This window comes from Candidatus Thermoplasmatota archaeon (genome assembly GCA_034660695.1).
Taxonomy (GTDB): Archaea; Thermoplasmatota; E2; order UBA202; family DSCA01; genus JAYEJS01.
In genome coordinates this window covers 1-21660 of the sequence record JAYEJS010000130.1, presented here as the reverse complement: position 1 = coordinate 21660, position 21660 = coordinate 1, and the positions used below count along the sequence as shown (strand labels likewise).

The 21660-nt window shown below is 40.6% G+C and carries 30 protein-coding genes and 1 tRNA gene; 20 read left to right on the top strand and 11 right to left on the bottom strand.

All coding sequences use genetic code 11. From position 1 onward, the window contains the following. Window positions 1–168: 168 nt before the first annotated feature. From U9O96_06935 to U9O96_06895, 9 genes are all read right to left on the bottom strand, one after another. On the bottom strand, window positions 169–390 hold the full coding sequence (locus U9O96_06935) for a hypothetical protein (protein MEA2054818.1): 222 nt from the start codon (window positions 388–390) through the stop codon (window positions 169–171). Between the two features lie 106 nt (window positions 391–496). Then, the gene (locus tag U9O96_06930) at window positions 497–649 is read right to left on the bottom strand and encodes a M48 family metallopeptidase (GenBank protein ID MEA2054817.1); all 153 of its coding nucleotides are present in this window, start codon (window positions 647–649) and stop codon (window positions 497–499) included. Between the two features lie 31 nt (window positions 650–680). Beyond that, window positions 681–938: a hypothetical protein gene (locus U9O96_06925; protein ID MEA2054816.1), complete on the bottom strand. Its 258-nt coding sequence runs from the start codon at window positions 936–938 to the stop codon at window positions 681–683. After that, window positions 883–1518 (bottom strand): DUF6036 family nucleotidyltransferase, encoded by a 636-nt coding sequence (locus U9O96_06920; protein MEA2054815.1) that lies wholly within the window; start codon window positions 1516–1518, stop codon window positions 883–885. Before U9O96_06920 ends, U9O96_06925 begins: the two co-directional genes overlap by 56 nt. Then, on the bottom strand, window positions 1505–1678 hold the full coding sequence (locus tag U9O96_06915; GenBank protein MEA2054814.1) for a hypothetical protein: 174 nt from the start codon (window positions 1676–1678) through the stop codon (window positions 1505–1507). The genes U9O96_06920 and U9O96_06915 overlap by 14 nt, the downstream gene beginning before the upstream one ends. Before the next feature lie 14 nt (window positions 1679–1692). Continuing rightward, window positions 1693–2154: a riboflavin synthase gene (gene ribC, locus U9O96_06910; protein MEA2054813.1), complete on the bottom strand. Its 462-nt coding sequence runs from the start codon at window positions 2152–2154 to the stop codon at window positions 1693–1695. Further along, window positions 2151–2594, bottom strand: coding sequence for an adenylyltransferase/cytidyltransferase family protein (locus U9O96_06905; protein ID MEA2054812.1), 444 nt, complete (start codon window positions 2592–2594; stop codon window positions 2151–2153). The genes ribC and U9O96_06905 overlap by 4 nt, the downstream gene beginning before the upstream one ends. Continuing rightward, window positions 2582–3286 carry a 3,4-dihydroxy-2-butanone-4-phosphate synthase gene (ribB, locus tag U9O96_06900; protein ID MEA2054811.1) on the bottom strand — a complete coding sequence of 235 codons (705 nt, stop codon included), beginning with the start codon at window positions 3284–3286 and terminating at the stop codon, window positions 2582–2584. Before ribB ends, U9O96_06905 begins: the two co-directional genes overlap by 13 nt. Further along, the gene (locus U9O96_06895; protein MEA2054810.1) at window positions 3264–3470 is read right to left on the bottom strand and encodes a 30S ribosomal protein S17e; all 207 of its coding nucleotides are present in this window, start codon (window positions 3468–3470) and stop codon (window positions 3264–3266) included. The genes ribB and U9O96_06895 overlap by 23 nt, the downstream gene beginning before the upstream one ends. A 219-nt stretch (window positions 3471–3689) precedes the next feature. Here U9O96_06895 and U9O96_06890 point away from each other — a divergent pair, with 219 nt between their 5' ends. Together U9O96_06890 and U9O96_06885 are read left to right on the top strand one after the other, a co-directional pair. Continuing rightward, complete coding sequence (locus U9O96_06890; protein MEA2054809.1) at window positions 3690–4136, top strand: dCTP deaminase; 447 nt, start codon at window positions 3690–3692, stop codon at window positions 4134–4136. Window position 4137: 1 nt separating this feature from the next. Beyond that, entirely contained in the window at window positions 4138–4527 is a 390-nt protein-coding gene (locus U9O96_06885) for a cold shock domain-containing protein (protein ID MEA2054808.1), read from the top strand. Window position 4528: 1 nt separating this feature from the next. Here the strand turns inward: U9O96_06885 and U9O96_06880 are convergent, their stop codons facing one another. Together U9O96_06880 and U9O96_06875 are read right to left on the bottom strand one after the other, a co-directional pair. Next, window positions 4529–5947 carry an aminoacyl-histidine dipeptidase gene (locus tag U9O96_06880; GenBank protein ID MEA2054807.1) on the bottom strand — a complete coding sequence of 473 codons (1419 nt, stop codon included), beginning with the start codon at window positions 5945–5947 and terminating at the stop codon, window positions 4529–4531. Window positions 5948–5984: 37 nt separating this feature from the next. Further along, window positions 5985–7133, bottom strand: coding sequence for a transglutaminase-like domain-containing protein (locus U9O96_06875; protein ID MEA2054806.1), 1149 nt, complete (start codon window positions 7131–7133; stop codon window positions 5985–5987). 97 nt (window positions 7134–7230) lie between these two features. Here U9O96_06875 and U9O96_06870 point away from each other — a divergent pair. The 18 genes from U9O96_06870 to U9O96_06785 all read left to right on the top strand — a co-directional run bounded on the left by U9O96_06870 (window position 7231) and on the right by U9O96_06785 (window position 21539). Continuing rightward, window positions 7231–7315 (top strand) — tRNA-Leu (locus U9O96_06870). A gap of 100 nt (window positions 7316–7415) precedes the next feature. Then, the gene (locus U9O96_06865; GenBank protein ID MEA2054805.1) at window positions 7416–9296 is read left to right on the top strand and encodes an ATP-dependent DNA helicase; all 1881 of its coding nucleotides are present in this window, start codon (window positions 7416–7418) and stop codon (window positions 9294–9296) included. 181 nt (window positions 9297–9477) lie between these two features. Further along, window positions 9478–11427 (top strand): hypothetical protein, encoded by a 1950-nt coding sequence (locus U9O96_06860; protein ID MEA2054804.1) that lies wholly within the window; start codon window positions 9478–9480, stop codon window positions 11425–11427. Between the two features lie 185 nt (window positions 11428–11612). Next, a complete protein-coding gene (locus tag U9O96_06855) occupies window positions 11613–12038 on the top strand; it encodes a hypothetical protein (protein MEA2054803.1) in 426 nt (141 codons plus the stop codon). Next, on the top strand, window positions 12035–12646 hold the full coding sequence (locus tag U9O96_06850) for a nucleotidyltransferase domain-containing protein (protein MEA2054802.1): 612 nt from the start codon (window positions 12035–12037) through the stop codon (window positions 12644–12646). Before U9O96_06855 ends, U9O96_06850 begins: the two co-directional genes overlap by 4 nt. A gap of 254 nt (window positions 12647–12900) precedes the next feature. Further along, window positions 12901–13290 carry a 30S ribosomal protein S8 gene (locus U9O96_06845; GenBank protein ID MEA2054801.1) on the top strand — a complete coding sequence of 130 codons (390 nt, stop codon included), beginning with the start codon at window positions 12901–12903 and terminating at the stop codon, window positions 13288–13290. An 8-nt stretch (window positions 13291–13298) separates the two neighbouring features. Next, the gene (locus U9O96_06840; GenBank protein ID MEA2054800.1) at window positions 13299–13835 is read left to right on the top strand and encodes a 50S ribosomal protein L6; all 537 of its coding nucleotides are present in this window, start codon (window positions 13299–13301) and stop codon (window positions 13833–13835) included. Window position 13836: 1 nt separating this feature from the next. Continuing rightward, window positions 13837–14268 carry a 50S ribosomal protein L32e gene (locus tag U9O96_06835; protein ID MEA2054799.1) on the top strand — a complete coding sequence of 144 codons (432 nt, stop codon included), beginning with the start codon at window positions 13837–13839 and terminating at the stop codon, window positions 14266–14268. Continuing rightward, window positions 14269–14718 (top strand): 50S ribosomal protein L19e, encoded by a 450-nt coding sequence (locus U9O96_06830; GenBank protein ID MEA2054798.1) that lies wholly within the window; start codon window positions 14269–14271, stop codon window positions 14716–14718. A gap of 4 nt (window positions 14719–14722) precedes the next feature. Next, window positions 14723–15223, top strand: coding sequence for a 50S ribosomal protein L18 (locus U9O96_06825; protein MEA2054797.1), 501 nt, complete (start codon window positions 14723–14725; stop codon window positions 15221–15223). Beyond that, on the top strand, window positions 15216–15872 hold the full coding sequence (locus tag U9O96_06820; protein MEA2054796.1) for a 30S ribosomal protein S5: 657 nt from the start codon (window positions 15216–15218) through the stop codon (window positions 15870–15872). The genes U9O96_06825 and U9O96_06820 overlap by 8 nt, the downstream gene beginning before the upstream one ends. Next, window positions 15869–16267 carry a 50S ribosomal protein L30 gene (locus U9O96_06815; protein MEA2054795.1) on the top strand — a complete coding sequence of 133 codons (399 nt, stop codon included), beginning with the start codon at window positions 15869–15871 and terminating at the stop codon, window positions 16265–16267. Before U9O96_06820 ends, U9O96_06815 begins: the two co-directional genes overlap by 4 nt. Continuing rightward, window positions 16264–16626, top strand: a complete 363-nt coding sequence (locus U9O96_06810) for an uL15m family ribosomal protein (protein MEA2054794.1) — start codon at window positions 16264–16266, stop codon at window positions 16624–16626. Before U9O96_06815 ends, U9O96_06810 begins: the two co-directional genes overlap by 4 nt. A gap of 10 nt (window positions 16627–16636) precedes the next feature. Further along, window positions 16637–18184, top strand: a complete 1548-nt coding sequence (secY, locus tag U9O96_06805; protein ID MEA2054793.1) for a preprotein translocase subunit SecY — start codon at window positions 16637–16639, stop codon at window positions 18182–18184. Continuing rightward, window positions 18184–18729 carry an adenylate kinase gene (locus tag U9O96_06800; protein ID MEA2054792.1) on the top strand — a complete coding sequence of 182 codons (546 nt, stop codon included), beginning with the start codon at window positions 18184–18186 and terminating at the stop codon, window positions 18727–18729. Before secY ends, U9O96_06800 begins: the two co-directional genes overlap by 1 nt. 112 nt (window positions 18730–18841) lie before the next feature. Beyond that, complete coding sequence (locus U9O96_06795; protein ID MEA2054791.1) at window positions 18842–19363, top strand: EMC3/TMCO1 family protein; 522 nt, start codon at window positions 18842–18844, stop codon at window positions 19361–19363. Next, window positions 19353–19898, top strand: coding sequence for an AAA family ATPase (locus tag U9O96_06790; GenBank protein MEA2054790.1), 546 nt, complete (start codon window positions 19353–19355; stop codon window positions 19896–19898). The genes U9O96_06795 and U9O96_06790 overlap by 11 nt, the downstream gene beginning before the upstream one ends. A 24-nt stretch (window positions 19899–19922) precedes the next feature. Continuing rightward, window positions 19923–21539 (top strand): hypothetical protein, encoded by a 1617-nt coding sequence (locus U9O96_06785; GenBank protein MEA2054789.1) that lies wholly within the window; start codon window positions 19923–19925, stop codon window positions 21537–21539. Window positions 21540–21660: the final 121 nt, after the last annotated feature.

Here is a 21660-nt window from a genome sequence, read left to right as displayed (position 1 = left end):
AGAATCACTCTCATGGGTTGACTATAATTTTTCGCTAATTCCAAGAGCTATCTATGAATTTGGGGTTAAGCCTTCATTTGCCAGTTGAATAATCCGAGAGAATACAAATAGTTTTTACACATAGCCGCTTTCATACTGGCAGAATGACGGTCGTATCCACTACCAATTTCATTTAGCATAATGCTTAAACAAATCTTTTTTTATCTTGGCGTCTATTTCCATTATGTCTTCCTTAGTAAACTTGCTTTTAGCGGTTATTTTATCCAACAACTCGATTTTCCTGGCATAATCCCACGTGGCTTCCCTAGCGATATCGCTCCACCTGATCTCTTTATGTTGTTTAACAACTTTATGAAGTTCTTCTGGTATCGCTAGCGTTATATCTACCATAATAATATATAAATTCGCATATTTAATGTTTGCCTAATTTTCTCGTCTATTTTCCTAACTTCGATACTTTCATCAATTAAACATTTTTGCTTTTGCTTTTAATTTTTCACTTTCTAATCTGATGCCATGAGATAGCCCCTAGCCCTCTCAGTGTATTTGTATACCTATTGACCAATTCCCAGAATTTCTTTGAATGATTCGGATGGATCAAATGCGCCATTTCGTGGATTATGACATAATCCCTGACCCGCCGGGGCATATCTGCCAGGCGGTCGGATATCCTTATTGTTTTAGTCTCTGGCGTACAGCTGCCAAATCTCAAATTTCAGTTTTCCATCAAAATATTTTTTGTTCAGCTCCTGAGCGCGCTCGGCCAATTGCCCGTTGCTGTCAAGCCTCTGTTTCCTTTTTCGCTCCTCCATCTTATCAACCCGCTTCTTTTCCTCTTCCTCGCTTATGCCGGCGGGCAGATAAACAAATAATTTTCCGTTGTTAACTCTTGCCTGAATTGTCTTCTTTCCTCTTTTGCTTCTGTTTCGATATTTCATTTTTATCCACTTTCTTTAGATACCTCTCAACTCTTTCTTTTATTTCCATGAATTCGTTGTGAACGTTTAGAGATCCGCATCTCTCTTCCAAATATTTCATATCCAATTTTTTGAGTTGCCTCACGTATATACTTTCGGCATCTTTTATGTCCTGTTCGCTTCCAAAATAAAGCTTGTTTGCAATGATGTCTTCGGGCGAAGCAATGTAGATAACCGTGCCTCTCCATTCCACGGCCTTTCTCCTTTCTAATGTCATCTGGTCGGACCAGGTATAAATTCCCTTGACATCCAACCGAAGTATTGACAACTTATCTAATATCGTACAATGAGATTTTTCCTTTAAAGCATTCCTTAAATCCTCCTCAGAAACAACAAAATCTTTTTTCTCTAAAAAATGTACAAGATTTCTTATATCTCTTTCATTCAACTGGAGGATTATGTCAATATCCATGGTAGTCCTGGGGTTGCCATAAAATAGAATCGCTATTCCGCCAACCACCACATACGCTACATCATTCTTGTTTAAAAAATCACAGATGAGAAACAATATATCATCGATACCCCTCTTATTTGAATTCATGGTTTCCTCTTTCGTGGAGTTCAATGGCACATTTTATGAGATCTATCCCCTGTTCTAGCGACTCTATTCCCGTAAATTTTCGCGCCCTTAGAGCATCTCTAATCCAATCTCCCTCCCTGATTTCTTTTATGTTCTCCCTGAATGCTTCTTTTTCATCCATTAAACCTTTTTGCTTCATTCCAACGGCCCCGCATCTTCAAATCCCTGGCGCTGTCCCGTTCCTGCCCGCTGTGTCAATTTTTCGGGATGGAAAAGGAGGGCAATGACATTCAATGCATGCTCCCTCGTTCTTCTGTCTGCCAGCCATTTTAGCTGCTTTTCATCCTCCGCTTCATCTTCATGAACAAACACTTCTATGACATGCTTGCCCGTCATCAATTGAACGGCTATCAATCCCATCGATGCTTCGTGAGAACATTGCTTGTCTATCGGTTGAGGGCCGGGCATACCGAGAGCCATAACAATGTCGCAACCGTCTTCCATCAACTTTTTTGCAGCAACAGGCAAATCCTTTATGCCCGGAACTGTGTACCTTTTTATTTTAATGCCCGAGGCATTTTTCTTCAATTCATCCACTGCAGCATTGCCCATGTCATATCTTGCAAATGTTGTATCCGCTATTCCTATTTTTTTCATCCTGAACCTTTATACAATTCATTCTTTTCTATCTTTTCTTCTATCCTCTTTATGATTTTTCTTGTTCCGTTCAAATCATAATCTGCATATTTGGCGCATCTTACTATTTTTGCATCAATGCCCCTTTCCTTCAGTTTTTTTTCCAGCCCTTCCATTTCCTGATCATATCCTAAGGCTATAATGTCTGGCTTTATTTCCTCCACTATCCTCAAATTGTCATCGGCATAGCCTATAACCGCCTTATCAACCGGCTTCAATGCCTCCACCAGTTGCCTCCTCATTTCCTGCGGGATGATGGGACTGTGTTTTCTCTTCCTAACCGTTTCGTCAGTAGCAACAACGACTACAAGCTCGTCCCCAAATTTCTTCGCCTCCCTCAGATAATGCAGATGGCCCATATGAAGCAAATCAAAAACCCCGGTTGCCATCACTCTTGCCATTCTTCCCATGCCTCCACGATTTCCTGCCCCTCAAGAAAAACAAGTTTATTTTCTTCGGCATACTTGGCTGCATCTTTTTTTGGAAGACTGTTTCCATAATCCATCATCTCGCATCCTGCCGTGATGGGAGTTATATTCGCCATAACGGCAAGCGCCACCGACAGTTCCGTATGCCCTCTCCTTTCCTGCAACAAGTCTTCTGAAGCCATGCATATGGGAACATGCCCGGGAGCCCTGAAATTTTCTCCGAATGTGCGTTGTGCCTCTATCCCGCCCATATTTTTAACACAGGATGCAAGTTTGGCAAATTCCCTCATTGTCATTGCTCTATCGACATCGGTTATGCCGGTAAATGTCTTTCTGTGGTTTATCGTTATTGAAAAGGATGACTTCGTATCGTAAGGTATGTCATTAGGAATGAGTTCCTTGAGAACAGGCCATTTTATGGCACTCCTGTAAAAAACATCTGAAAGGTATGGAAGACCTAACTTATCACCGATATCGCGGTGCACCATAAGAAAAATTAAGCCTCCTCCGTCATGTCTCATCCGATATATACTTTCCTTACTGACAAACTCCGCCCCTATAATAAAATCTGTTTCCTCCTCCCTCCCGTCAGCGTCATATACGAGAATGAAATTTCCTTCCTGGATTGATTTAACGGCTTTTTCAATTTTCCCCTTTAACTTCATTTTTACTTTCCTTATTTTCAAGCATTCTTGATATATATCCCGCTATACGATTTCTCATTATTTTACTGTTTATATTCGTATACTCAGCTACCGCATTCTTATTAGCATTAAAATCTTCCGAGAAATTGTCCGGCATCTGCTCAACTAGTTTGATTGCCATCCGCTTTATGTATGTTGGTCTCACATTACCCAATGAATCACCTGGATGGGATATACGCTCATACTTTAAAAAGGTTTTAGGCATGATGTCTCGGAGCACAATCTTCAAATCTAAAAGAAAAAATAACTATGTTTTTGGTTATAGGTGCATCATTCATCGTTTATGGCATAGATTTAACGGAGAAAGGATAAACGGGGATAACTTAAAATATGGTTCCGTATTAAAATTTTTAAGGCAATTGGCATGATACTATCTGATGTGGACATTAAAAATTCAATTGTGAAGGGTGGTATATCAATCCAACCATTCAATCCAGAAAATTTGACCCCGAATGGATACGATCTATCGGTAGGGGAAATCATGGTCGACGGGGAGAGAAAAGATAAAGCGGTTATCCAACCCATGAAGTGGTTTGCTATCGGCACGCTGGAATACATAAAGCTGGGTACTAAGGCTGCTCAGTTGTGGCTTCGCTCCACGTATGCAAGAAAGGGAGTGATATCATCGTTTGGAAAAGTAGATGTAGGATTTGAGGGCACGCTAACCATATCGTGCTTCAACACCAAAGAAGAGATTACCATTTCATCAGGGGAAAGAGTGTGCCAGATCGTATTTGAGGAGGTTAAGTCCAAATCGGAAAAATCATATGAGGGAAAATATAAAGGACAGAAAAAAATAAAGTTGGAATAAAATGAATGATAAATTGAGGGAATTGCTCAGTCCTGACACAGGGATATGTAAGGGCTGTGCAGATGAACTGAAAGACGAAATGAAATGCTGCATGTGCGGAAGAAATCTGCTTTCGTATAAAGGGAAAGTATTCGAATGCCCTGTCTGTAAAAATTTTTACTGCTCGGAGTGCTGGGACGAGATGGAAGGGAAAGAAATATACAAAGGAACGATAAAAACATGGTTTGATAAAAGAAATTACGGATTTATAAAATCGAGAAAGTTAGAGGATGATATTTTCATTCATGCCGATGACACCGATTTCACTCCAGAAGAAGGAGAAAAAGTGGAATTTGAAATAGAAAAAACAAAAAAAGGGCCAAGGGCAAGAAAAATTAGAAAGGCAAAATAGTTTATTTCTTCTTTGCTATGTTCTCCAGTATTTTTAGCAGGTATTCCCAGAACTTTTGCACTGATGAGATATATACAACCTCGTCGGGGCTGTGAGGGTGCTCTATCTGGGGGCCTATGGATATCATATCCATGTCGAATGTGTTACCTATCACACCCGTCTCCAGCCCTGCATGTATTGCCTTAATCTCCGGTTCCTTTCCGTACAATTCTTTGTATGACTCTGTAGCAATTTTAAGCAATGCGGAATCCAGATTGGGCTTCCATCCCGGGTACCTGCTTCCTTCCTCGACTTTAGCTCCTGCAAGTTCCCCTATAGCCCTTATACTTTGCATCGTTGCATCCAGGGCAGAATTTATAGAACTCCTTGAGCTCATCATTATTTCTAAAGCATCGTTGCTTCTTACTTTTGCAAGGTTCGTCGAAGTTTCTACCAGCCCCTCCACCTGCTTGTCCATCACCAATATGCCATGGGGCAGACCCATTAACAAGGAGAGAGCTTTTTTCTGGCCATCAGAATCCAAAATTTTCTCTATGTTGCATTCCTTTGTTTCTATTGTTATGCCCGGGTCAGTAACAGAATATTCGCTCCTGAATATTTTTTCAAATTCCTCTACCTTTTCAATTGCATTGCTTTTATCAGATGGGATTATTTTGGCGATTGCCTCTCTTGGTATAGCATTAAATTTGTCACCCCCCTCTATACTGCTTATTTTTGCATCCATGTTGTACAGCAGCCGTGCCATCAATTTTAGTGAATTTGCCCTTCCTTCGTTTATCTCGCAGCCGGAATGCCCCCCTTTCAATCCACAGATAGTTATTTCGAGCCCTTTTTCATCTACCCTTTTATAATTAATAGAGAGTGCCAGAGTGCTGTTGCCGCCTCCCGCACATCCGATATAAACTGCTCCAAACTCTTCGGTGTCTGCATTTATGAGCATCTCTCCCTTCAACGAGCCCTTTTTAAGGCCGAAAGCCCCTGTCATCCCTGTCTCCTCGTCTACCGTAAATAGAAATTCGAGGGGGCCATGCTTCAAATTTTTGTCTTCCATCACGGTAAGACATGCTGCAACCCCTATACCATTATCTGCTCCAAGTGTTGTCCCTCTTGCCTTGATCGTGTCTCCGTCCACATATACATCTATCGGGTCTTTTTCGAAATCATGTTTCACATTCCTGTTTTTCTCGCAGACCATATCTATGTGGGCCTGGATGGTAACCATCGGGGCGTTATCGTAGGCGGTTGCTTTTTTCCTGACAATGACATTTCCTACCTCATCCCGCACCACTTCATGCCCGAATTTTTTTGCCACATTCACAATATATTCGGCTATTTTTTCCTCATGCTTCGAACAGCGGGGTATTTTGCTTATTTCCTCAAAGTACTTCCATAACAATTCTGGTTTCAAATCCAGTTTCATTTTAATCGGGAAGTAATGGCAACCACCATTTAAAGTTTTATTCCCTCATGATATCTATGATGTTTACATGTCCCGTCTGCGTAAAATCCCAGTTGTATAAACGCTTGTCATTGCACGGGCCGACAACGTCTCCGCCGACTGGCAAACCCCCGAGATAGAAAGAGCCGAGAGGGTCGGCAACGAGCCAGTACCCAAATTTATCCTCTAAAACGGCAAAGAAAAGATCTGTTCCGTAATAATCGTTGATGTCGTCCAATACCTCATTTGCCCTGGTTGAATTTCCAATATAAACAGTTGCAAAGGCATGGTTGTCTGTCATATAAATTCTTGCTGTGCCCCCAATACTGGATACAAATGCAGAGAAAAGCATAGCATAATCCTCACAATCCCCTCCCCTCCTTTTTAACGTTGTTACAGGATCAGACCACACATCTTTTCCCTCCTTATCATTAGTGTATTTAAGGTTTTCCAGGATGTAGTCATATATTGAGCAAACCTGGAAGATGTTATAGTTTCTATAGTTCCCCGAAAATGGAAGGATTATTTCCTGTGCTTTCGCATAAATTGTTAAATCAAAAGTTACCATGTCGTTTATCTTATCGAAATAGTAATAGTAATTCTTGGATGAGGTATAAACACTGCTGATATTATAGGACATGACGTTAATATCATTTTTTGAGAAATATGCGGTGCCGTTATCATACCATCTGTTTTTAGGAGATGGGAGATTACCAGCAAGGTTGTTTACCATAAACGAGCAGGATAAGCGATAATCATAATTTCCCGGAGCGCTGGGAGCACCAAATGCCATGTATGCTTTTTTCTTTTCATCCTTTTTTATAATAATTCCCTTTTCCTCTTCCATCCACTTCCATTCCGAATTTCCAATATTCACCCGATAATTATAGATAAATAGGTCGTTCACACCCGTATTTTCCATCACTATTTTTGCCACACCCCCATAATTGACATATACTCTACTAACTTCCCACGAAATATTGTATTTATAACCCGGTTGCATAGAAAGTTTTGCCTCAGGCTTGTCCACCAATGGGGAATAATAATCATAGTTTCCTAGCACAGTTAAATCTCCCTCTTTAAAACCTGTCCGGTAAGTTTCTCCAAAAGGCCAGGAAATGCAGCCGGAAATCATTACAAGGGCAATCAGAATGGTGGCAAGACGCATAAAAAAGAAAAGGAGTATGGATAAAAAATCTTTTCCCGGTCAAAATCGTTGGGTTAATATATTCTTCCCATATTCTATTCATAAGTCATACAAAGTTGCGAGAGTAGCCAAGCTAGGTCAAAGGCGACAGACTCAAGATCTGTTCCAGCAGTGGTTCGCCGGTTCAAATCCGGCCTCTCGCATTTTTATATACAGGGCTGCTCAGGATTTAAAACCCGGTCATTTAGGAGGGAAAAATGTTTCGTATCGATGGATTAATGTACTGAATATAGTTTATTGGCGATGCCTTTTCCTTATGAGCCAAGAGAATACCAGAATGACATGATAAATGCTATCGGCAAATGCATAGAGAACAAAAAAAATCTTGTGATGCAGGCATCCACCGGCTCGGGGAAAACGATATGCGCACTTGTCCCATCCGTAGAATATGCACTGAAAAACGGAATGAGAATCCTCTATCTTACAAGAACAAATTCTCAGCAGAGACAGGCAATAATGGAATTGAATGCAATTGGGGGGGATGTTACGGCCATAGGTTTCCAAGGAAGATCCAATATGTGCATTTTGGCAGAAGAAAATCCCGATTTTAAACGGGGCAATGCAGGAGAAATATCGAGGTTATGTTCTTCCAGAAAAAAGAGAACAATAGATGCCATCCGTAAGGGAGGCAAAATGAAGAATGGATGTAAATTCTTTGCAAATTTTTTCTTGATGAAAAAGCTGCCGAGTGAAATAGAGAAGAAAAAAATCATCTCTGCTGAGGAAGTATTGGCTTATTGCAGATCTAGAGGAATATGTCCCTACGAACTCAATAAGAAACTTGCCAAGAAAGCCAAAGTCATCATAGCCCCCTACATTTACCTGTTCGATCCTTTCCTGAGAGAAAAGCTGGCGGAGTGGGGATTTTATTCATTTGATAAAAGCATACTCATTGTTGACGAAGCCCATAACTTACCGGAATATTGCAGGACAATTTTGTCCCCTCGTCTGTCAGTAAATGCACTGAAAATGGCGATAGATGAAGTAAAAGAGTACCTGAAAGGTGAAAAGGAAATAATAAATTTTTGCGGTACGATGTCGGACCTGATATATTCGATGAGGGAAAGGTACATCAATTTCTCTGAAGGAAATTCCAATGACGGCCTTATCCCTCCAGGAAAAATCGAGGCAGAAGTGAGAAAATTTGGATTGAAAAGGTCGGACATAGAACTATTCGCCGAGAGGTTTATTGAATATGGCGAGATTATAATGGATTTAAAGGAAAGAAAGGGCAAACTCCCGCGTTCTTTTCTCAAAAATGTTGGTGCTTTTTTAAGCTCTTGGATGGAACTTGATGGGAGATGGTCAAAGCTTATTGTCGATGAAACCAGGAAAAATCCCCGTCTGGAATATTACTGCCTTGATGCATCCATTGCGGCCTCCATCATAAACAGTTTTCATGCTTCAATACATATGTCGGGAACACTTTATCCGCTGGAGGAATACAGAGATTCACTTGCCATAAAAGATGCAGAGCTGATATCCTTTCCGTCTCCATTCCCAAAGGAAAACAAAAAAATATTTTATATGAACGATATCAGCACGAGATACCAGGGGCTAAATGATGAAATGATATACATGTTGGAGAAAAAAATTGTGGACATATGCAATTCTTTTGAAAAAAATACAGCTGTATTCTTCTCATCCCATGCGATGCTGGATAGATTCCTGAGGAGGAATATTTGTTCTTCGATAAAAAGGAATGTGTACATCGAAAGAAAGGGGTTAAAGCAGAAAAAACTCATGGAAGAAATAGAGAAATTCAAGAAAAAGGGTGGTGTTCTATTATCCGTTATAGGGGGAAGGATATCGGAGGGGATGGATTTTCCATCGGAAGAGCTGGAAATGGTTATTATAGTGGGCATACCTTATCCGCCCCCATCAGCACATCAGCAGGCGTTGCAGAAATATTATGAAAAAAAATTCGGTAGCGGATGGAAATATGCCGTTGAGGCTCCAACAACGAGAAAATTGTTGCAGGCGATAGGCCGATTGATAAGGGAAAAGAATGACAAGGGCATCGCCGTAATCCTGGATGAAAGGGCGGTAAGATTCAGAAAATATGTAGAGATGCATAAAGCAGACGACATAATCGATGAGATAAAAAAATTCTGGGGGCAATAAAAAATTTTATATAATCTCATGTCTATAAGAATTTGGCAAAAATAAAATTTGGGAGGCAAAAATGAAGAAAAAGATAAAGTGGTTGAGTATTGGAATATGCGTGCTATTTGTTAGCACTGGACGGGCGGGGCGGAATTTAAAAGGAACCCTACCTCGCGGGTCAAAAAGGGGAGGTGAAAAAATGAATAAGAAAATGAAATGGTTAAGTCTGGGAATGTGCGTGTTATTGGTTGCTGTCCTCTTGACAGCGGTAGATTCTCAATTAAATGGAAATGATAGACAAATCAATTCAGTGGCATTCAATTCAACTGCTTTACTTGACAATACCGTCACATTTTCTACTATGGATGATCCTTATGAGATTTATGAGGGACAACATTTGAAAATAACAATAACTGGTTATTGGGATCCCCCTCAGCCCGAGAGAATTATCTGTATGTGGGTAAATATTGAAACATTACCTGAGGGAGCCACTTTCACTCCAGAGTGTCATTGTGATTATGGAGAGGTTACTAGCGTTTTTGAATGGACACCAGCCATCGGTCAAGCAGGTACATATGTAGTTATTTTTTATTTGGGAGAAACCTGTGGAGAACCTTTAGGTACTTTCTCAATAACAATAATTGTTTATCCTGCAGATCTAGAACCACCTGAGGTTGTTATTGAATCTCCACCAGATGGAAGTACTTTTGCAGAGCCGTGTAATATAACACTCATTGGGCATATAACAGATAATGCAGGAATAATATCAATTGGCTCACATCACATATGGGAGGATGGCGAAACATGGGATTCCAGCACAGTCGATCCACCGCAAACATACTATCTATTGGAATGGATTTTCCCGTTGTATGGGGGAACAAATATAATAACAATTTTCGCCTATGACGGTGCAGGAAATTATGGAGAAAGCACTGTGGTCTACAAGGTAGAGCCTTGTGCAATAGATCTCACTATATATGATGGTTTGGAGGGGACTGGTGGAGGTAACATAGTTCCAGAATCTGAAGAGGAAACGAGGGGTGCTTTTACTGTCACAAATATCCAAGATACAAACGGCGATGGTATAAGAGACAAAGACCAGAACCCTGTTAAAGCTACTCCTAAGGGGAGAGATGAGGTTGATTTAATGAAAATGGTTTTACACCCACCAACAGGACCCAACTGCGGACCTAATAGCTTTGTGCATCTCGTGAAATCTGGCCCGAACTCGGGACAAGTGAAATTGTGGGATAGCAAAACAAAGAATAACGAGATACCACCTACAAATCCTCCAGACATATGGGTTTACAAAGTCTCACAACTTCCAAAAACAGTTTGGGTAGAAATACGGGAAAATCCGTTAAATCTGGTGATGAGGGGTATCACATTTACGTATTCAACTAATTGTTGCCCTAAAACTGATGTGCTGAAGGCAACGGGCATATGGTCAGAGGTTACTGATGTAAAACATGATAATACTGATGCGTGGAATAATGCTGTTTGGCCTGATATGCCAGCAAATGTTAGAGCCTTCATCGATGAAGCAGGTGGTTTTGGTTTAAGAAGATATCAAAATGCGACTAATGCTTGGTGGTACGGAAACGTAATAACTATCCAGTTTACAGTATATCCACCTGGGATAGGAGATGAAGAAGGAGTGTATTTTGATATTACACGTCAGATACATTTTAGAGATCAATTTGTTCCTCCTGGAGCAAATCTTCCGAATTATGCTACAGGAGAAAATTGGCCCAACCACGTAGAGCAACCAAATGATGATACACATAATGGGGATGAGAGTGACAAACCATCAAATAAAAATCATATGTATGTGGAAGACAAGCCGCGTTTTCCGGAAAGCGGATGGGGAAACAATATTTTATTCATTGACAGTAGCAACAATTTCATGGAATTTATGAGAGTTCGCTTGGATGGTACAAAACCTTCTGGAGAAACAGTGCAAGGATCCCGTTGCTCCCCGTATTATCCCTGGCATGCAGCTATTTGGCTTTCTAGAGACTGGGGAAATCCTGGCCAAGTAATAAGAAGGTTTGTAGGACCTGGAAGGGCTGAAATACATCCTATTAATTGTGTAGAACCAGGACATATTCTAATATTGGATTTCAATCCACCATGGAATATCCCCTAAATATCTCGATAACCCGCTGATGTGGTAAAGAATCTGGATATTCAACGTCTAGCCTTTTCAGCTTTCCAGCAAGCTGGGAGGAGATAGATTAACTCTTTAAGACAAATGTCTTGTTGTCATTAAGACAAATGTCATCGAAAAATATATAAGACATTTGGCTTATTATAATTAAGACAGATGACTTGATGAGGATGGAAAAGCATTTAGCAGCTTTAAGAGAAGTAATGGATGAAATTGAGTCGGCATTAGAGGATCCAGGTGGTCTTACAAAACATCAAAGGAGACTGGCAACCATGTTATCTCTTGGAGTATGTGAGCTTGTGGAGATATATTTCCATAAACTGGGGATAATGAAAAGTGGTTCAAGGATAAAACATATCATGCTAAGACGAAAAAATATTAATGAAAATCTTTCTAAGCAGATAATAACGCCCATTGAGAGTGTAAAAAATATTGATGCCATCATAGAGTTGGCCAGAGGCGTTGAAGAAGAAAGGAACAACATGGCATATGGCTCTCCTCAGCCACATGAAAAATTATTGCAGGCGAAAATTCAAGATTTTTTGAATTTAAAAAGTTTAATAGAAAAGGAAATAGGCGAGATAATATGAAACCAAACAACCTTAAGGCATATGCATCCACCTTTGCATCATTTTTGTTAAGAAAACTTGAGGATAAAATCTCGGACATTGATGCAATTATTCTCTATGGCTCAGTAGCAAAGGGAGAAGCCACCAAGGAAAGCGATGTGGACATATTCATCGATACAAAAAAAGATTTTAGGGAAGAAATTAGAGAAATAACTGAAAAATTTTATGGCAGCAGAGAGGCAATGCTATTCAAAGCAAAAGGTACAGAAAGTGAAATAAACACGAAGGTAGGGGAACTAAAGGAATGGACAGAGTTACATAGGAGCATAGCCAGCACCGGGATTACCTTGTGGGGAAAATACAGGGCAAAAGAGATGCCCATAGGCTCTCGGCATAAAATAATCTTTTATTGGGATAAAATAGAGAAAAATAGAGGAGCGTTTCTCAACAAGCTCTATGGGTATAAAAGTGGAAATAAAAGATACCCCGGACTCTTGGAAGAAATAGGTGGTAGGAAGGTAGGTAAAAGCGGGATAATAATCCCCATAGAATCCAAACATGAGTTAATAGAACTGATCAAAAAATACAAGGTACGGGCAAAAAGCTTGGAAATATTTGCTCTGGAGTGATGAAATATCCATAGCCTTTAGGATGAGGGAGCATTCTGGAAGCATCTGCTAAAAGCTGTTATCTACGATACTTCTGGTAATACCGCAATAGATGAGCAAAAACCCTGGATCTTTAATATTTAGTCTCCTTTTTCCTCTTTTTTATTTAATCCATATTTGCGCCCTCAAAAATTATATAACCTACCTTTTATTATCGGGCTGGATAGTAACCCGAAAGATTTAAGAAATATCGTCTATTGTGGGGACACGGTAAAATGTTGAATGATACTTTGGCAAACGCTATGTCAGCGATAAAAAATGCAGAGAGGGCAGGTAAGAAAGAGTGCATGGTAAAGCCTGCCAGCAAATTGATCGGGAGAGCACTTAAAGTAATGCAGGATAACGGTTACATCAGTTCTTTTGAGTGGATAGATGATGGAAAGTCGGGAGTGTTCAAAGTAACCCTTAAAGGAAGCATAAATGAATGCAATGTTATTAAACCACGATATTCAATAAAGCATGATGAATTCGAAAAATGGGAGTACCGTTTTCTGCCAGCAGAAAACTTTGGCATACTTCTCATCTCGACAACAAAAGGTATACTTTCTCACTACGATGCAAAAAAGGAAGGAATTGGAGGAAAACTCTTGGCGTATGTATATTAGGTGATTAAATGAAGATACCGTTCGCTATTAATGAAATCGAAATACCTGAGGGCGTTAAGCTGGATATTAAAGGTAATACTGTAAAGGTTGAAGGTCCGAAAGGAAAATTGGAAAGGGAATTGGTACATCATTCTATTATAATTAAAAAGGAAAACTCTAAAGTCATTATCAGATGCGAGTTGCCGAAAAAAGAAGAAGAAGCGCTTGTCGGCACATTTGCGGCCCACATACGGAATATGATAAAAGGCGTTACCGAAGGATTTACATACAAAATGAAGGTAGTTTATGCCCATTTTCCCATAAAAGTTTCGGTGAAAGATGGCGAGGTAGTAATAGACAATTTTCTAGGTGAGCAATATCCAAGAAAAGTGAAAATTTTCGGGGATACAAAGATAAATGTGAACAAGGATGATATCACAATAGAAGGAATAAACAGGGAAGAGGTTGGCCAGACAGCCGCAAACATAGAGGGTGCAGTGCGGGTGAAAAAGAGGGATGTAAGGGTTTTTCAGGACGGAATATATATTGTTTCCAAAGGTGCATAATATGGGAGAAGAAGAAGTAAAGATAGTCGAGGAAGGAGAATACGTTCCAAAGAAGAAGCCCGCATTGGACGAAGGCGTTAAGAAACTTCTGTCTATGAGGAAAAAGCCCAAATTCGTCCGCCAGCAGTGGTATCAGTACAAAAGACTGGATAAGAAGTGGGTAAGTCCGAGAGGAATGCATTCAAAACTTCGCAAAGGCCGGAGATATCGCACTCTCCGAGTTAAGATAGGATATGGCGCACCGAAAAAAGTAAAAGGACTCCATCCATCTGGCTTTGAGGAAGTTATGGTGTATAATGTCGATGATATGAAAGGGCTGAATCCTGAAAGGGAAGCTGTACGCATATCTGCCAGAATCGGAAAGAAAAAAAGAATTGGAATAATTGAAAAAGCAGATGAATTGGGGCTGCGTGTATTGAACAGAGGGGTTTAAATGGATCTGAAGAATCAACGTCGGATTTCAGCCAATGTATTGAAATGCGGCAAAAACAGGGTATGGATCGACCCGGACGAGATAGAGGAGATCGGAAAAGCCGTTACCAGAAGGGATATAAGAAATCTTGTAAAGAAAGGAATTGTAGATGCAAGAAAGAAAAAGGGAGTGTCAAGAGGACGGGCAAGAGAAACATATGAACAGAAAAAAAAAGGAAGGAGAAAGGGACAGGGTTCGCGCAAGGGAACGGCATATGCCCGCCGCCCAAAGAAAAGACGATGGATACTTACGATAAGACCCATAAGGGCATACCTAAAACAACTTAGAAACGACGGCGTGATAACTCCATCGGTTTACAGGAGATATTATGTGAGGGCGAAGGGAGGTGAGTTCAAAAGCAAGAATCATTTGAAAACTCATCTTATAATGGAAGGTGTCATAAAGGAGTAATACTATGGAGAAAAAAAATAGGGTGCCGTTCAGACGAAGAAGAGAGGGAAAAACGGATTACCGCTATAGGCTAAAGCTGTTAAAGTCCGGGAAGCCAAGAGTGGTTGCGAGAAAATCAAATACGAATATGAGAGTGCAATTTGTTTTATATGACCGTGCGGGCGATAGAACCATATCATCCGCAATCAGCAATGAGTTGAAAAAGTATGGATGGAATGGCAGCGTGGGTAATACGCCTGCGTCGTATCTTACAGGTCTGCTCGCTGGGAAAAGAGCGCTCATTGAAGGCATAAAGGAAGGTGTGATGGACATAGGCCCCCACGAATCTATAAAAGGTGCAAATATATACGGGGCATTGAAGGGCGTGCTGGATGCAGGGATAGATGTTTCCCATGGTGAAGATGTGATACCGGACGATGACAGAATATATGGGAAACACATATCTGAAGAGATGCCCGATAAAGTTAAAGAGATTAAAGAAAAGATAGAGGCTGAATATGAGTGATGAATGGATTCCAAAAACAAGACTGGGCAAAATGGTGAAGAATGGAGAAATAACCTCCATGAGCCAGGCATTAAAATCCGGTCTGTCCCTCAAAGAAGTCGAGATAGTGGACACGCTGCTGCCCGATATAGAGGATGAGGTTCTGGATGTGAATATGGTGCAGAGGATGACTGACTCTGGAAGAAGAGTGAAATTCAGGGTTATTGTTGCTGTTGGCAATAAAGATGGTTTTGTCGGACTCGGCGTAGCAAAGGGTAAAGAAGTGGGCATGTCCATAAGAAAAGCCGTGGAGAATGGAAAATTGAATTTAATAGAAATAAGCAGGGGATGCGGCTCCTGGATGTGCAAATGCGGCATGCCCCATTCCCTTCCGTTAAAGATTGAGGGAAAATGCGGCTCTGTGACTGCTACATTGAAACCGGCTCCCCGTGGGGTGGGACTTGCAGTCGGAGATACTGCAAAAATTATTCTAAAGCTTGCGGGTGTAAAAGATATATGGGGCTCCGCGAAGGGGCAGACAAACACGGTCATAAATTATGCAAATGCGGTGTTTGAAGCACTTAAGAACATATCTACGATAAAAATTGATGAAAACACCTACAAAAAACTCCATATTGTTTCTGGAGCAGTTGGAGGAGTTGAAGAATAATGTACGCTATTGTAAGAGTAAGAGGAGGGATAAATGCCCGTCAGGACGTGAGAGAGACGCTTAAAATGCTTAATCTGCCTTACGTTAATAACTGCGTCATAATCCCGGACAATAAAAGTTACAGGGGAATGCTTCAGAAAGTCAAGGATTATGTTACGTGGGGTAAGATAAACAAGGGAACCCTTGAAAAAATGCTTGCAAAGTCAGGATTTGAAGGAAAAAATCTTCAGAGCACCGTTGAGAAAATTATGGACGGCAAAGCAACCGCAAACCAGACAATAAAGCTACATCCGCCGGTCAAGGGCTATGAAGGCATAAAAAAGCCTTATAGTATGGGCGGTGCACTGGGCTACAGGGGAAAGGATATAAATAAACTCATAGAGAGGATGTTATGAAAGATAAAACAAGGAAATATCGCGGATTGACCACCCACGGCAGGGGAAGTATGAAAAAGGGGAGAGGGAGAGGAGAAAAAGGCGGAGGAGGCTTCGGCGGAACGAAGCATAAGCACCTTAAATATAGATGGGGTTCACACGGATTTAAGTTTCACGGGATTGCACATAAAAAGAAAGCGATAAACGTCGGTGATTTGATAAAATTTGAAGATAAAGAGGTAAATTTGAAGGAAATGGGATATGATAAACTTCTCGGGTCGGGAATTATTAACAGGCCAATGAAGGTTATTGTGCCATTTGCTACAGAAAAAGCAGTAAAAAAGATAAAGGCGGCTGGCGGGGAAGTCATAACGGATTGAGGTGTACATCATGGCAAAAGAAGCCAAGGGAGACAAGGAGAAAAGCAAGCTGTATGTTCTAAAGCCAATAGCTGAGAGATGGCCAGCGATCAAGAAGCCAAAAGGCCACGTTCATTTCCGCCAGAAAATACTATGGACGGGAGTTTGTCTGATCATGTACTACATACTGACCCAGGTTCTACTTTACGGTGTCAGTCCCGAACAACTGGATATATTCTTTGGTTATCGTGCCATCATTGCAGGGGCAAGCGGTTCAATCATGCATCTTGGAATAGGCCCCATAGTCACGGGTTCTATCATAATGCAGCTCTTTGTTGGTGCAAAAATTATAAAACTCGACCTTCAGAAATCAGAAGATAAAGCGTTATACCAGGGAGTGCAGAAAATTGTGGTTGTAATGATGATTCTGGTAGAAGCAATACCACAGGTTTTTGGATATCTGTCACCAAGCCATTCCTTAATAAATGCTGTCGGAAGACCAGCAGCAAATTCAATCATAATCGCCCAACTTTTCATGGGTGGTTTTATCGTATTCTGGATGGATGAGTTGATATCAAAATGGGGGATAGGCTCCGGTGTTTCTCTTTTCATTGCCGCAGGTGTGTCAGAGGCGATTATTACAGGTACTTTTAACTGGTTCCCTCAGGCTGGCGGCACGTTGAGCATCATGAATCCTCCTGCCGGGACATTGCCAAAAACCATTTATCTCGTTTCCAATATGTCTCTGGGCGATCTGGTCGGAGGTGGATTTGAGAAAATATTTATCTCTCCACCCAACCCCGTAATTGCACTTATAGGAACAATCGTAATATTCTTTGCCGTTGTATATGTAGAATCGTCTAAAGTAGAATTGCCTTTGACTCATGCAAGGGTAAGAGGAGCAAGAGGGAGATATCCGCTTCGACTTATGTATGCATCAAACATCCCTGTCATCCTGATGGCCGCTTTACTTGCCAATGTGAATATGTTTGCCCTCCTCTTTTACACACGCCTCAGTAAAATTTCTTTGATAGGTCATGCATGGTGGCTGGGTAAGTATCCGCCCGGCTCGACGCAGCCAGTAGCAGGCCTGGCATGGTATCTGGATGGCCCAAGGGGGCTTCATACATGGCTGTTTCCGATGATAGACCCGCGGTATTCCGGCTATCTGGCGGAACATGACCCGTGGCAGATGGTGTTAAAGATTATAGTGTATTCATTTGTTTTCATAGTAGGTGCCATATTCTTCGGAAAATTCTGGATAGAGACAACCAACATGGGGCCTGAGGCTGTGGCAAGACAAATAGAAAGCAGCGGCATGCAGATTCCCGGTTTCAGGAGAGACCCGCGAATTCTGAAAAAAGTTCTGTACAGATACATACCTGCCCTTACCATATTAAGCTCCGCCCTTGTGGCACTGTTGGCAGTGTCTGCAAATCTCATCGGCACGGTGGGCAATACGAGCGGTACAGGCGTGCTTCTTACAGTGGGTATCGTTATACGTTTGTATGAACAAATAGCCAGAGAGCAGGCAATGGAAATGCATCCCGTATTGCGTAAATTCCTTGGGGTGGAGTAATGGTTGTGATCCTTGCCGGAATACCCGGTGCTGGAAAAACAACGGTTATGAACGAAGCATTGAAAAAAAAGAAAATGGGATTTGTGACCTACGGAACGGTTATGTTTGAAATAGCCAAAGAAATGGGCATCCGCAGTAGAGACGAAATACGGAAACTTTCAATTGATGAGCAACATAAGATGCAGGAAATGACTGCTGAGAGAGTGAGCAAGATGGGTGATGTGGTTGTTGATACTCACTGCACAATAAAAACGCCTGCAGGGTACCTTCCCGGATTTCCTTATAACATTCTAAAAAAGTTAAAGCCCAGACTCATAATTCTTGTAGAAGCAGAACCAGATGAAATTGAAAGAAGGAGGGCAAAGGATAAAGACCTTCGCAAAAGAGACGAGGAAGATCTGGAGGGCATCCGGGAACATCAGCTCATGAACAGGATTGCGGCGATGAGCTATGCAACATTGGTGGGTGCAACAGTTAAAATAGTTAAAAACAATGATGGTATGCTTGAAAAAGCATCACAGGAAATAATAGAGGCTTTAGGATAATATGGCAGCACAGAAACAGCAATCATCATTACTATTCTTCGTTGTGTTAATGTTTTCTATGCTTATTCTTTTCAACCAAAATTTACGTACCTCTATGGGCAATGCCGTAGGCATGGTATTCTTTCCACTACTGGGATTTGGTTATAGATTTCCCGTTCTGACAATTTTTCTTGCTGGCTCTGTTGTAATTATCATATCTGCTCTTGTCCGTCATTTTACCACTGATTGGATAGAGATGGCAAAAAATCAGGAAATTCTTTCAAAGTTTCAGAAAGAGTATAAAGAGGCAAGGCTTTCAAACAACAAGTACATGATCAAAAAACTGGAGAAAATGCAGCCGAAATTGATGCAGAAGCAGGGGGAGATGTCTTCAAAGCAGATGAAAATAATGCCCATAACACTCATTATATTCATCCCAATATTTACGTGGATATGGGATTTTTTGACGGGCACTACCCACTATTACTTTGATGTTCCGTGGGCCATCCATGTGAATTGTCTTGATAAATATCTCATATTTCCTAACTGGATTCTTCTATACATGCTGCTCTCCATCCCGCTTACACAGGTTATTCAATACCTCTTGAAAGTGCTTTCGTGGTCAGAATGGCGGGCGAAGGTAAATGAAGGATAGTATAACAATTGGCGGTCTGCCCGGGAGCGGGACAACAACTGTTGCAAAAATTTTGAAAAAAAAACTTGCTTTGCCATACGTATATGCTGGAGACATGTTCAGAGAGATGGCTGGGGAATACAGCATGACCCTTGCCAAATTTGGTGCATACTGCGAGCAGCATCCCGAAATTGACGTAGAACTGGATAAAAAACAGGAAGTAATTCTCATGGCCGGTCACGTTATTTTAGAGGGAAGGCTGGCCGGCTGGATTGCATACCGTAATGACATACCTTCTTTTAAGATATGGCTCGATTGCAGTGAAGACGAGAGGGTTAGACGGGTAATGAATAGAGAGGGCGGTGAATTTAAGAGAGTATTGCAGGAAATAAAGGAAAGAGAAAAAAGTGAAAAGAAAAGATATAAAAATTTTTACGGCATTGACATAAGCGATACTTCAATATATGATATTGTCATAGACACGACCAATATCCCGCCAGAAAAAGTGGCGGAGGAAATCATAGAAAAATTGAGGAAAGAAGCAAAAAAAGTATAAATACAGGAATGTTTATAATTTATTATGAAAAAATTTGTGGCTTTCATTGTATCTTTTCTTTTGATTTCCTCGGTTTTTGGTATCGTTGTTTCTTCCAGAAATGAAGGGGCTGGCGAAATGCTGGCAAATAGCGAAAAGATTAATTACGTTTATGGGGACAAATCAAACGAAAATACAAAGGAAGTAAAATCTGATTGTATACACAATGTTGAGCATGTTAAATGTTTTGGGGATAAAAAACTAAACATATTGCCAAAAATGTTTGAAGCATATATACATACAGAATATGAAGATGTGAAGAAAAATGTATCCATTTTATACGGTCTTCTCTTACCGATAGATGTAGACAATAACAGCGGTACGGGAGAGAATGGAAAAGACATAAAAGTTAGATTTTACATATTGCCGTCCTTGTCGCACGAAAATTTTGGATGGGTGCTCTCATTTTATTTGGTAGTTGAAGTGGAGAGACTGGGCGAAGAACTAAAAAACGAGGATTTTGAAATTTATCTGAATTTTTATCTGTCACTCGAGAACTATGACTATGGAACCCATGAATTCCGTCTTGGATATGCCTCTGCTGAGGGAAAAGAGCTTCCAAAAGATGAAAAAATAATTTTCACCATATATCCATATTTGATGTATGATAAAAGCCCTGACTTTGTACTGCAAAATATCCCAACATTTGACGGGGAAGAAAGTGATATTGACCTTATAGCAAGTTACAGCGGAGATTACGGAGATAATGTTTTTCATCACAAGGTGGTAATAACCTATCAGCCTGCTGTTTCATCCACAATAAAATTCACTCCTGACCTAAACCTTCGGAAAATAAACATTGCCCTTTCACGTACAGCCAGTAAAGATACAATGCTGACCATTGCATATACAGGAGGAAAAAACGGAGAGGATATGGATATTGCCCTTACAATCGATAAAATTCCAGAGGAAATGTCATTCTCAATTTTTTACAGTCTATCTGGAGTATCTGGAGAGAGAGGAATGGTAATATATGAAAGCAGCAGCGAATTCAATGTTACTCTCACCATAAAAATAAAGATGGTTGGGCTGTTGGGGCGCGTCCAGTATTTACCAAAGTATTTTATGGCGAAATGGGCAAATAAAATCTACGGAGGGCACATAAATCTCAATACAAGCTCATCGTCAACAAAATTCATAATATGTGATAATATAGATAACCCCAGCATCTATTTTTCGATATCGAATGTTACGAATATTGCAAACTTCTCGTGGGGAATAGACCAGGAAGGGTACGTCAAATTTGATGCGGAACACGAGGGGCCAATGATAGATTTTTACTGGATAATGGATTCTGTCAGAATAGAACTGATATCACAGTTAAAAACAAATTATTTCTCCCTTTCATGGAATATAGATCAGGAAGGGCACGTAAACCTTGATACTGATGGAAAATGGCTGAATACATTCTCATTTAATTTTACTTTAGATGGCTATGTAGGGCTGTTGATAGGAGCAAGCTTCTTAAAAGCGGATGATTTTAGGGCTGAATGGGTGGTATGGCCTCCAAGCTTCAATATCTCCGGGGATATAAATTTCATTGGTGATATTATCTTCTCGGTTATGCTCGACGGTACATGGTATTTTCTCCCACTAAGGTAGATACAGATTAGGCTTCATCATATAAAAGGCTAACCATTTTTGAGATACCTCGTAGCTCAAAAAATTTCGTAAAAAATAAGAGAATCCCATCCTAATTTGATGAACCCATGGGATGGGATGA

Coding starts and splice junctions, on each gene's coding strand:
- secY (MEA2054793.1), top strand. CDS start 16,637: ATGGCAAAAGAAGCCAAGGGAGACAAGGAGAAAAGCAAGCTGTATGTT.
- U9O96_06890 (MEA2054809.1), top strand. CDS start 3,690: ATGATACTATCTGATGTGGACATTAAAAATTCAATTGTGAAGGGTGGT.
- U9O96_06855 (MEA2054803.1), top strand. CDS start 11,613: ATGAGGATGGAAAAGCATTTAGCAGCTTTAAGAGAAGTAATGGATGAA.
- U9O96_06935 (MEA2054818.1), bottom strand. CDS start 390: ATGGTAGATATAACGCTAGCGATACCAGAAGAACTTCATAAAGTTGTT.
- U9O96_06865 (MEA2054805.1), top strand. CDS start 7,416: ATGCCTTTTCCTTATGAGCCAAGAGAATACCAGAATGACATGATAAAT.
- U9O96_06820 (MEA2054796.1), top strand. CDS start 15,216: ATGAGTGATGAATGGATTCCAAAAACAAGACTGGGCAAAATGGTGAAG.
- ribB (MEA2054811.1), bottom strand. CDS start 3,286: ATGAAGTTAAAGGGGAAAATTGAAAAAGCCGTTAAATCAATCCAGGAA.
- ribC (MEA2054813.1), bottom strand. CDS start 2,154: ATGAAAAAAATAGGAATAGCGGATACAACATTTGCAAGATATGACATG.
- U9O96_06860 (MEA2054804.1), top strand. CDS start 9,478: ATGAATAAGAAAATGAAATGGTTAAGTCTGGGAATGTGCGTGTTATTG.
- U9O96_06825 (MEA2054797.1), top strand. CDS start 14,723: ATGGAGAAAAAAAATAGGGTGCCGTTCAGACGAAGAAGAGAGGGAAAA.
- U9O96_06875 (MEA2054806.1), bottom strand. CDS start 7,133: ATGCGTCTTGCCACCATTCTGATTGCCCTTGTAATGATTTCCGGCTGC.
- U9O96_06800 (MEA2054792.1), top strand. CDS start 18,184: ATGGTTGTGATCCTTGCCGGAATACCCGGTGCTGGAAAAACAACGGTT.
- U9O96_06790 (MEA2054790.1), top strand. CDS start 19,353: ATGAAGGATAGTATAACAATTGGCGGTCTGCCCGGGAGCGGGACAACA.
- U9O96_06810 (MEA2054794.1), top strand. CDS start 16,264: ATGAAAGATAAAACAAGGAAATATCGCGGATTGACCACCCACGGCAGG.
- U9O96_06925 (MEA2054816.1), bottom strand. CDS start 938: ATGAAATATCGAAACAGAAGCAAAAGAGGAAAGAAGACAATTCAGGCA.
- U9O96_06905 (MEA2054812.1), bottom strand. CDS start 2,594: ATGGCAAGAGTGATGGCAACCGGGGTTTTTGATTTGCTTCATATGGGC.
- U9O96_06840 (MEA2054800.1), top strand. CDS start 13,299: ATGAAGATACCGTTCGCTATTAATGAAATCGAAATACCTGAGGGCGTT.
- U9O96_06830 (MEA2054798.1), top strand. CDS start 14,269: ATGGATCTGAAGAATCAACGTCGGATTTCAGCCAATGTATTGAAATGC.
- U9O96_06795 (MEA2054791.1), top strand. CDS start 18,842: ATGGTATTCTTTCCACTACTGGGATTTGGTTATAGATTTCCCGTTCTG.
- U9O96_06835 (MEA2054799.1), top strand. CDS start 13,837: ATGGGAGAAGAAGAAGTAAAGATAGTCGAGGAAGGAGAATACGTTCCA.
- U9O96_06850 (MEA2054802.1), top strand. CDS start 12,035: ATGAAACCAAACAACCTTAAGGCATATGCATCCACCTTTGCATCATTT.
- U9O96_06880 (MEA2054807.1), bottom strand. CDS start 5,947: ATGAAACTGGATTTGAAACCAGAATTGTTATGGAAGTACTTTGAGGAA.
- U9O96_06785 (MEA2054789.1), top strand. CDS start 19,923: ATGAAAAAATTTGTGGCTTTCATTGTATCTTTTCTTTTGATTTCCTCG.
- U9O96_06885 (MEA2054808.1), top strand. CDS start 4,138: ATGAATGATAAATTGAGGGAATTGCTCAGTCCTGACACAGGGATATGT.
- U9O96_06920 (MEA2054815.1), bottom strand. CDS start 1,518: ATGAATTCAAATAAGAGGGGTATCGATGATATATTGTTTCTCATCTGT.
- U9O96_06845 (MEA2054801.1), top strand. CDS start 12,901: ATGTTGAATGATACTTTGGCAAACGCTATGTCAGCGATAAAAAATGCA.
- U9O96_06930 (MEA2054817.1), bottom strand. CDS start 649: ATGCCCCGGCGGGTCAGGGATTATGTCATAATCCACGAAATGGCGCAT.
- U9O96_06915 (MEA2054814.1), bottom strand. CDS start 1,678: ATGGATGAAAAAGAAGCATTCAGGGAGAACATAAAAGAAATCAGGGAG.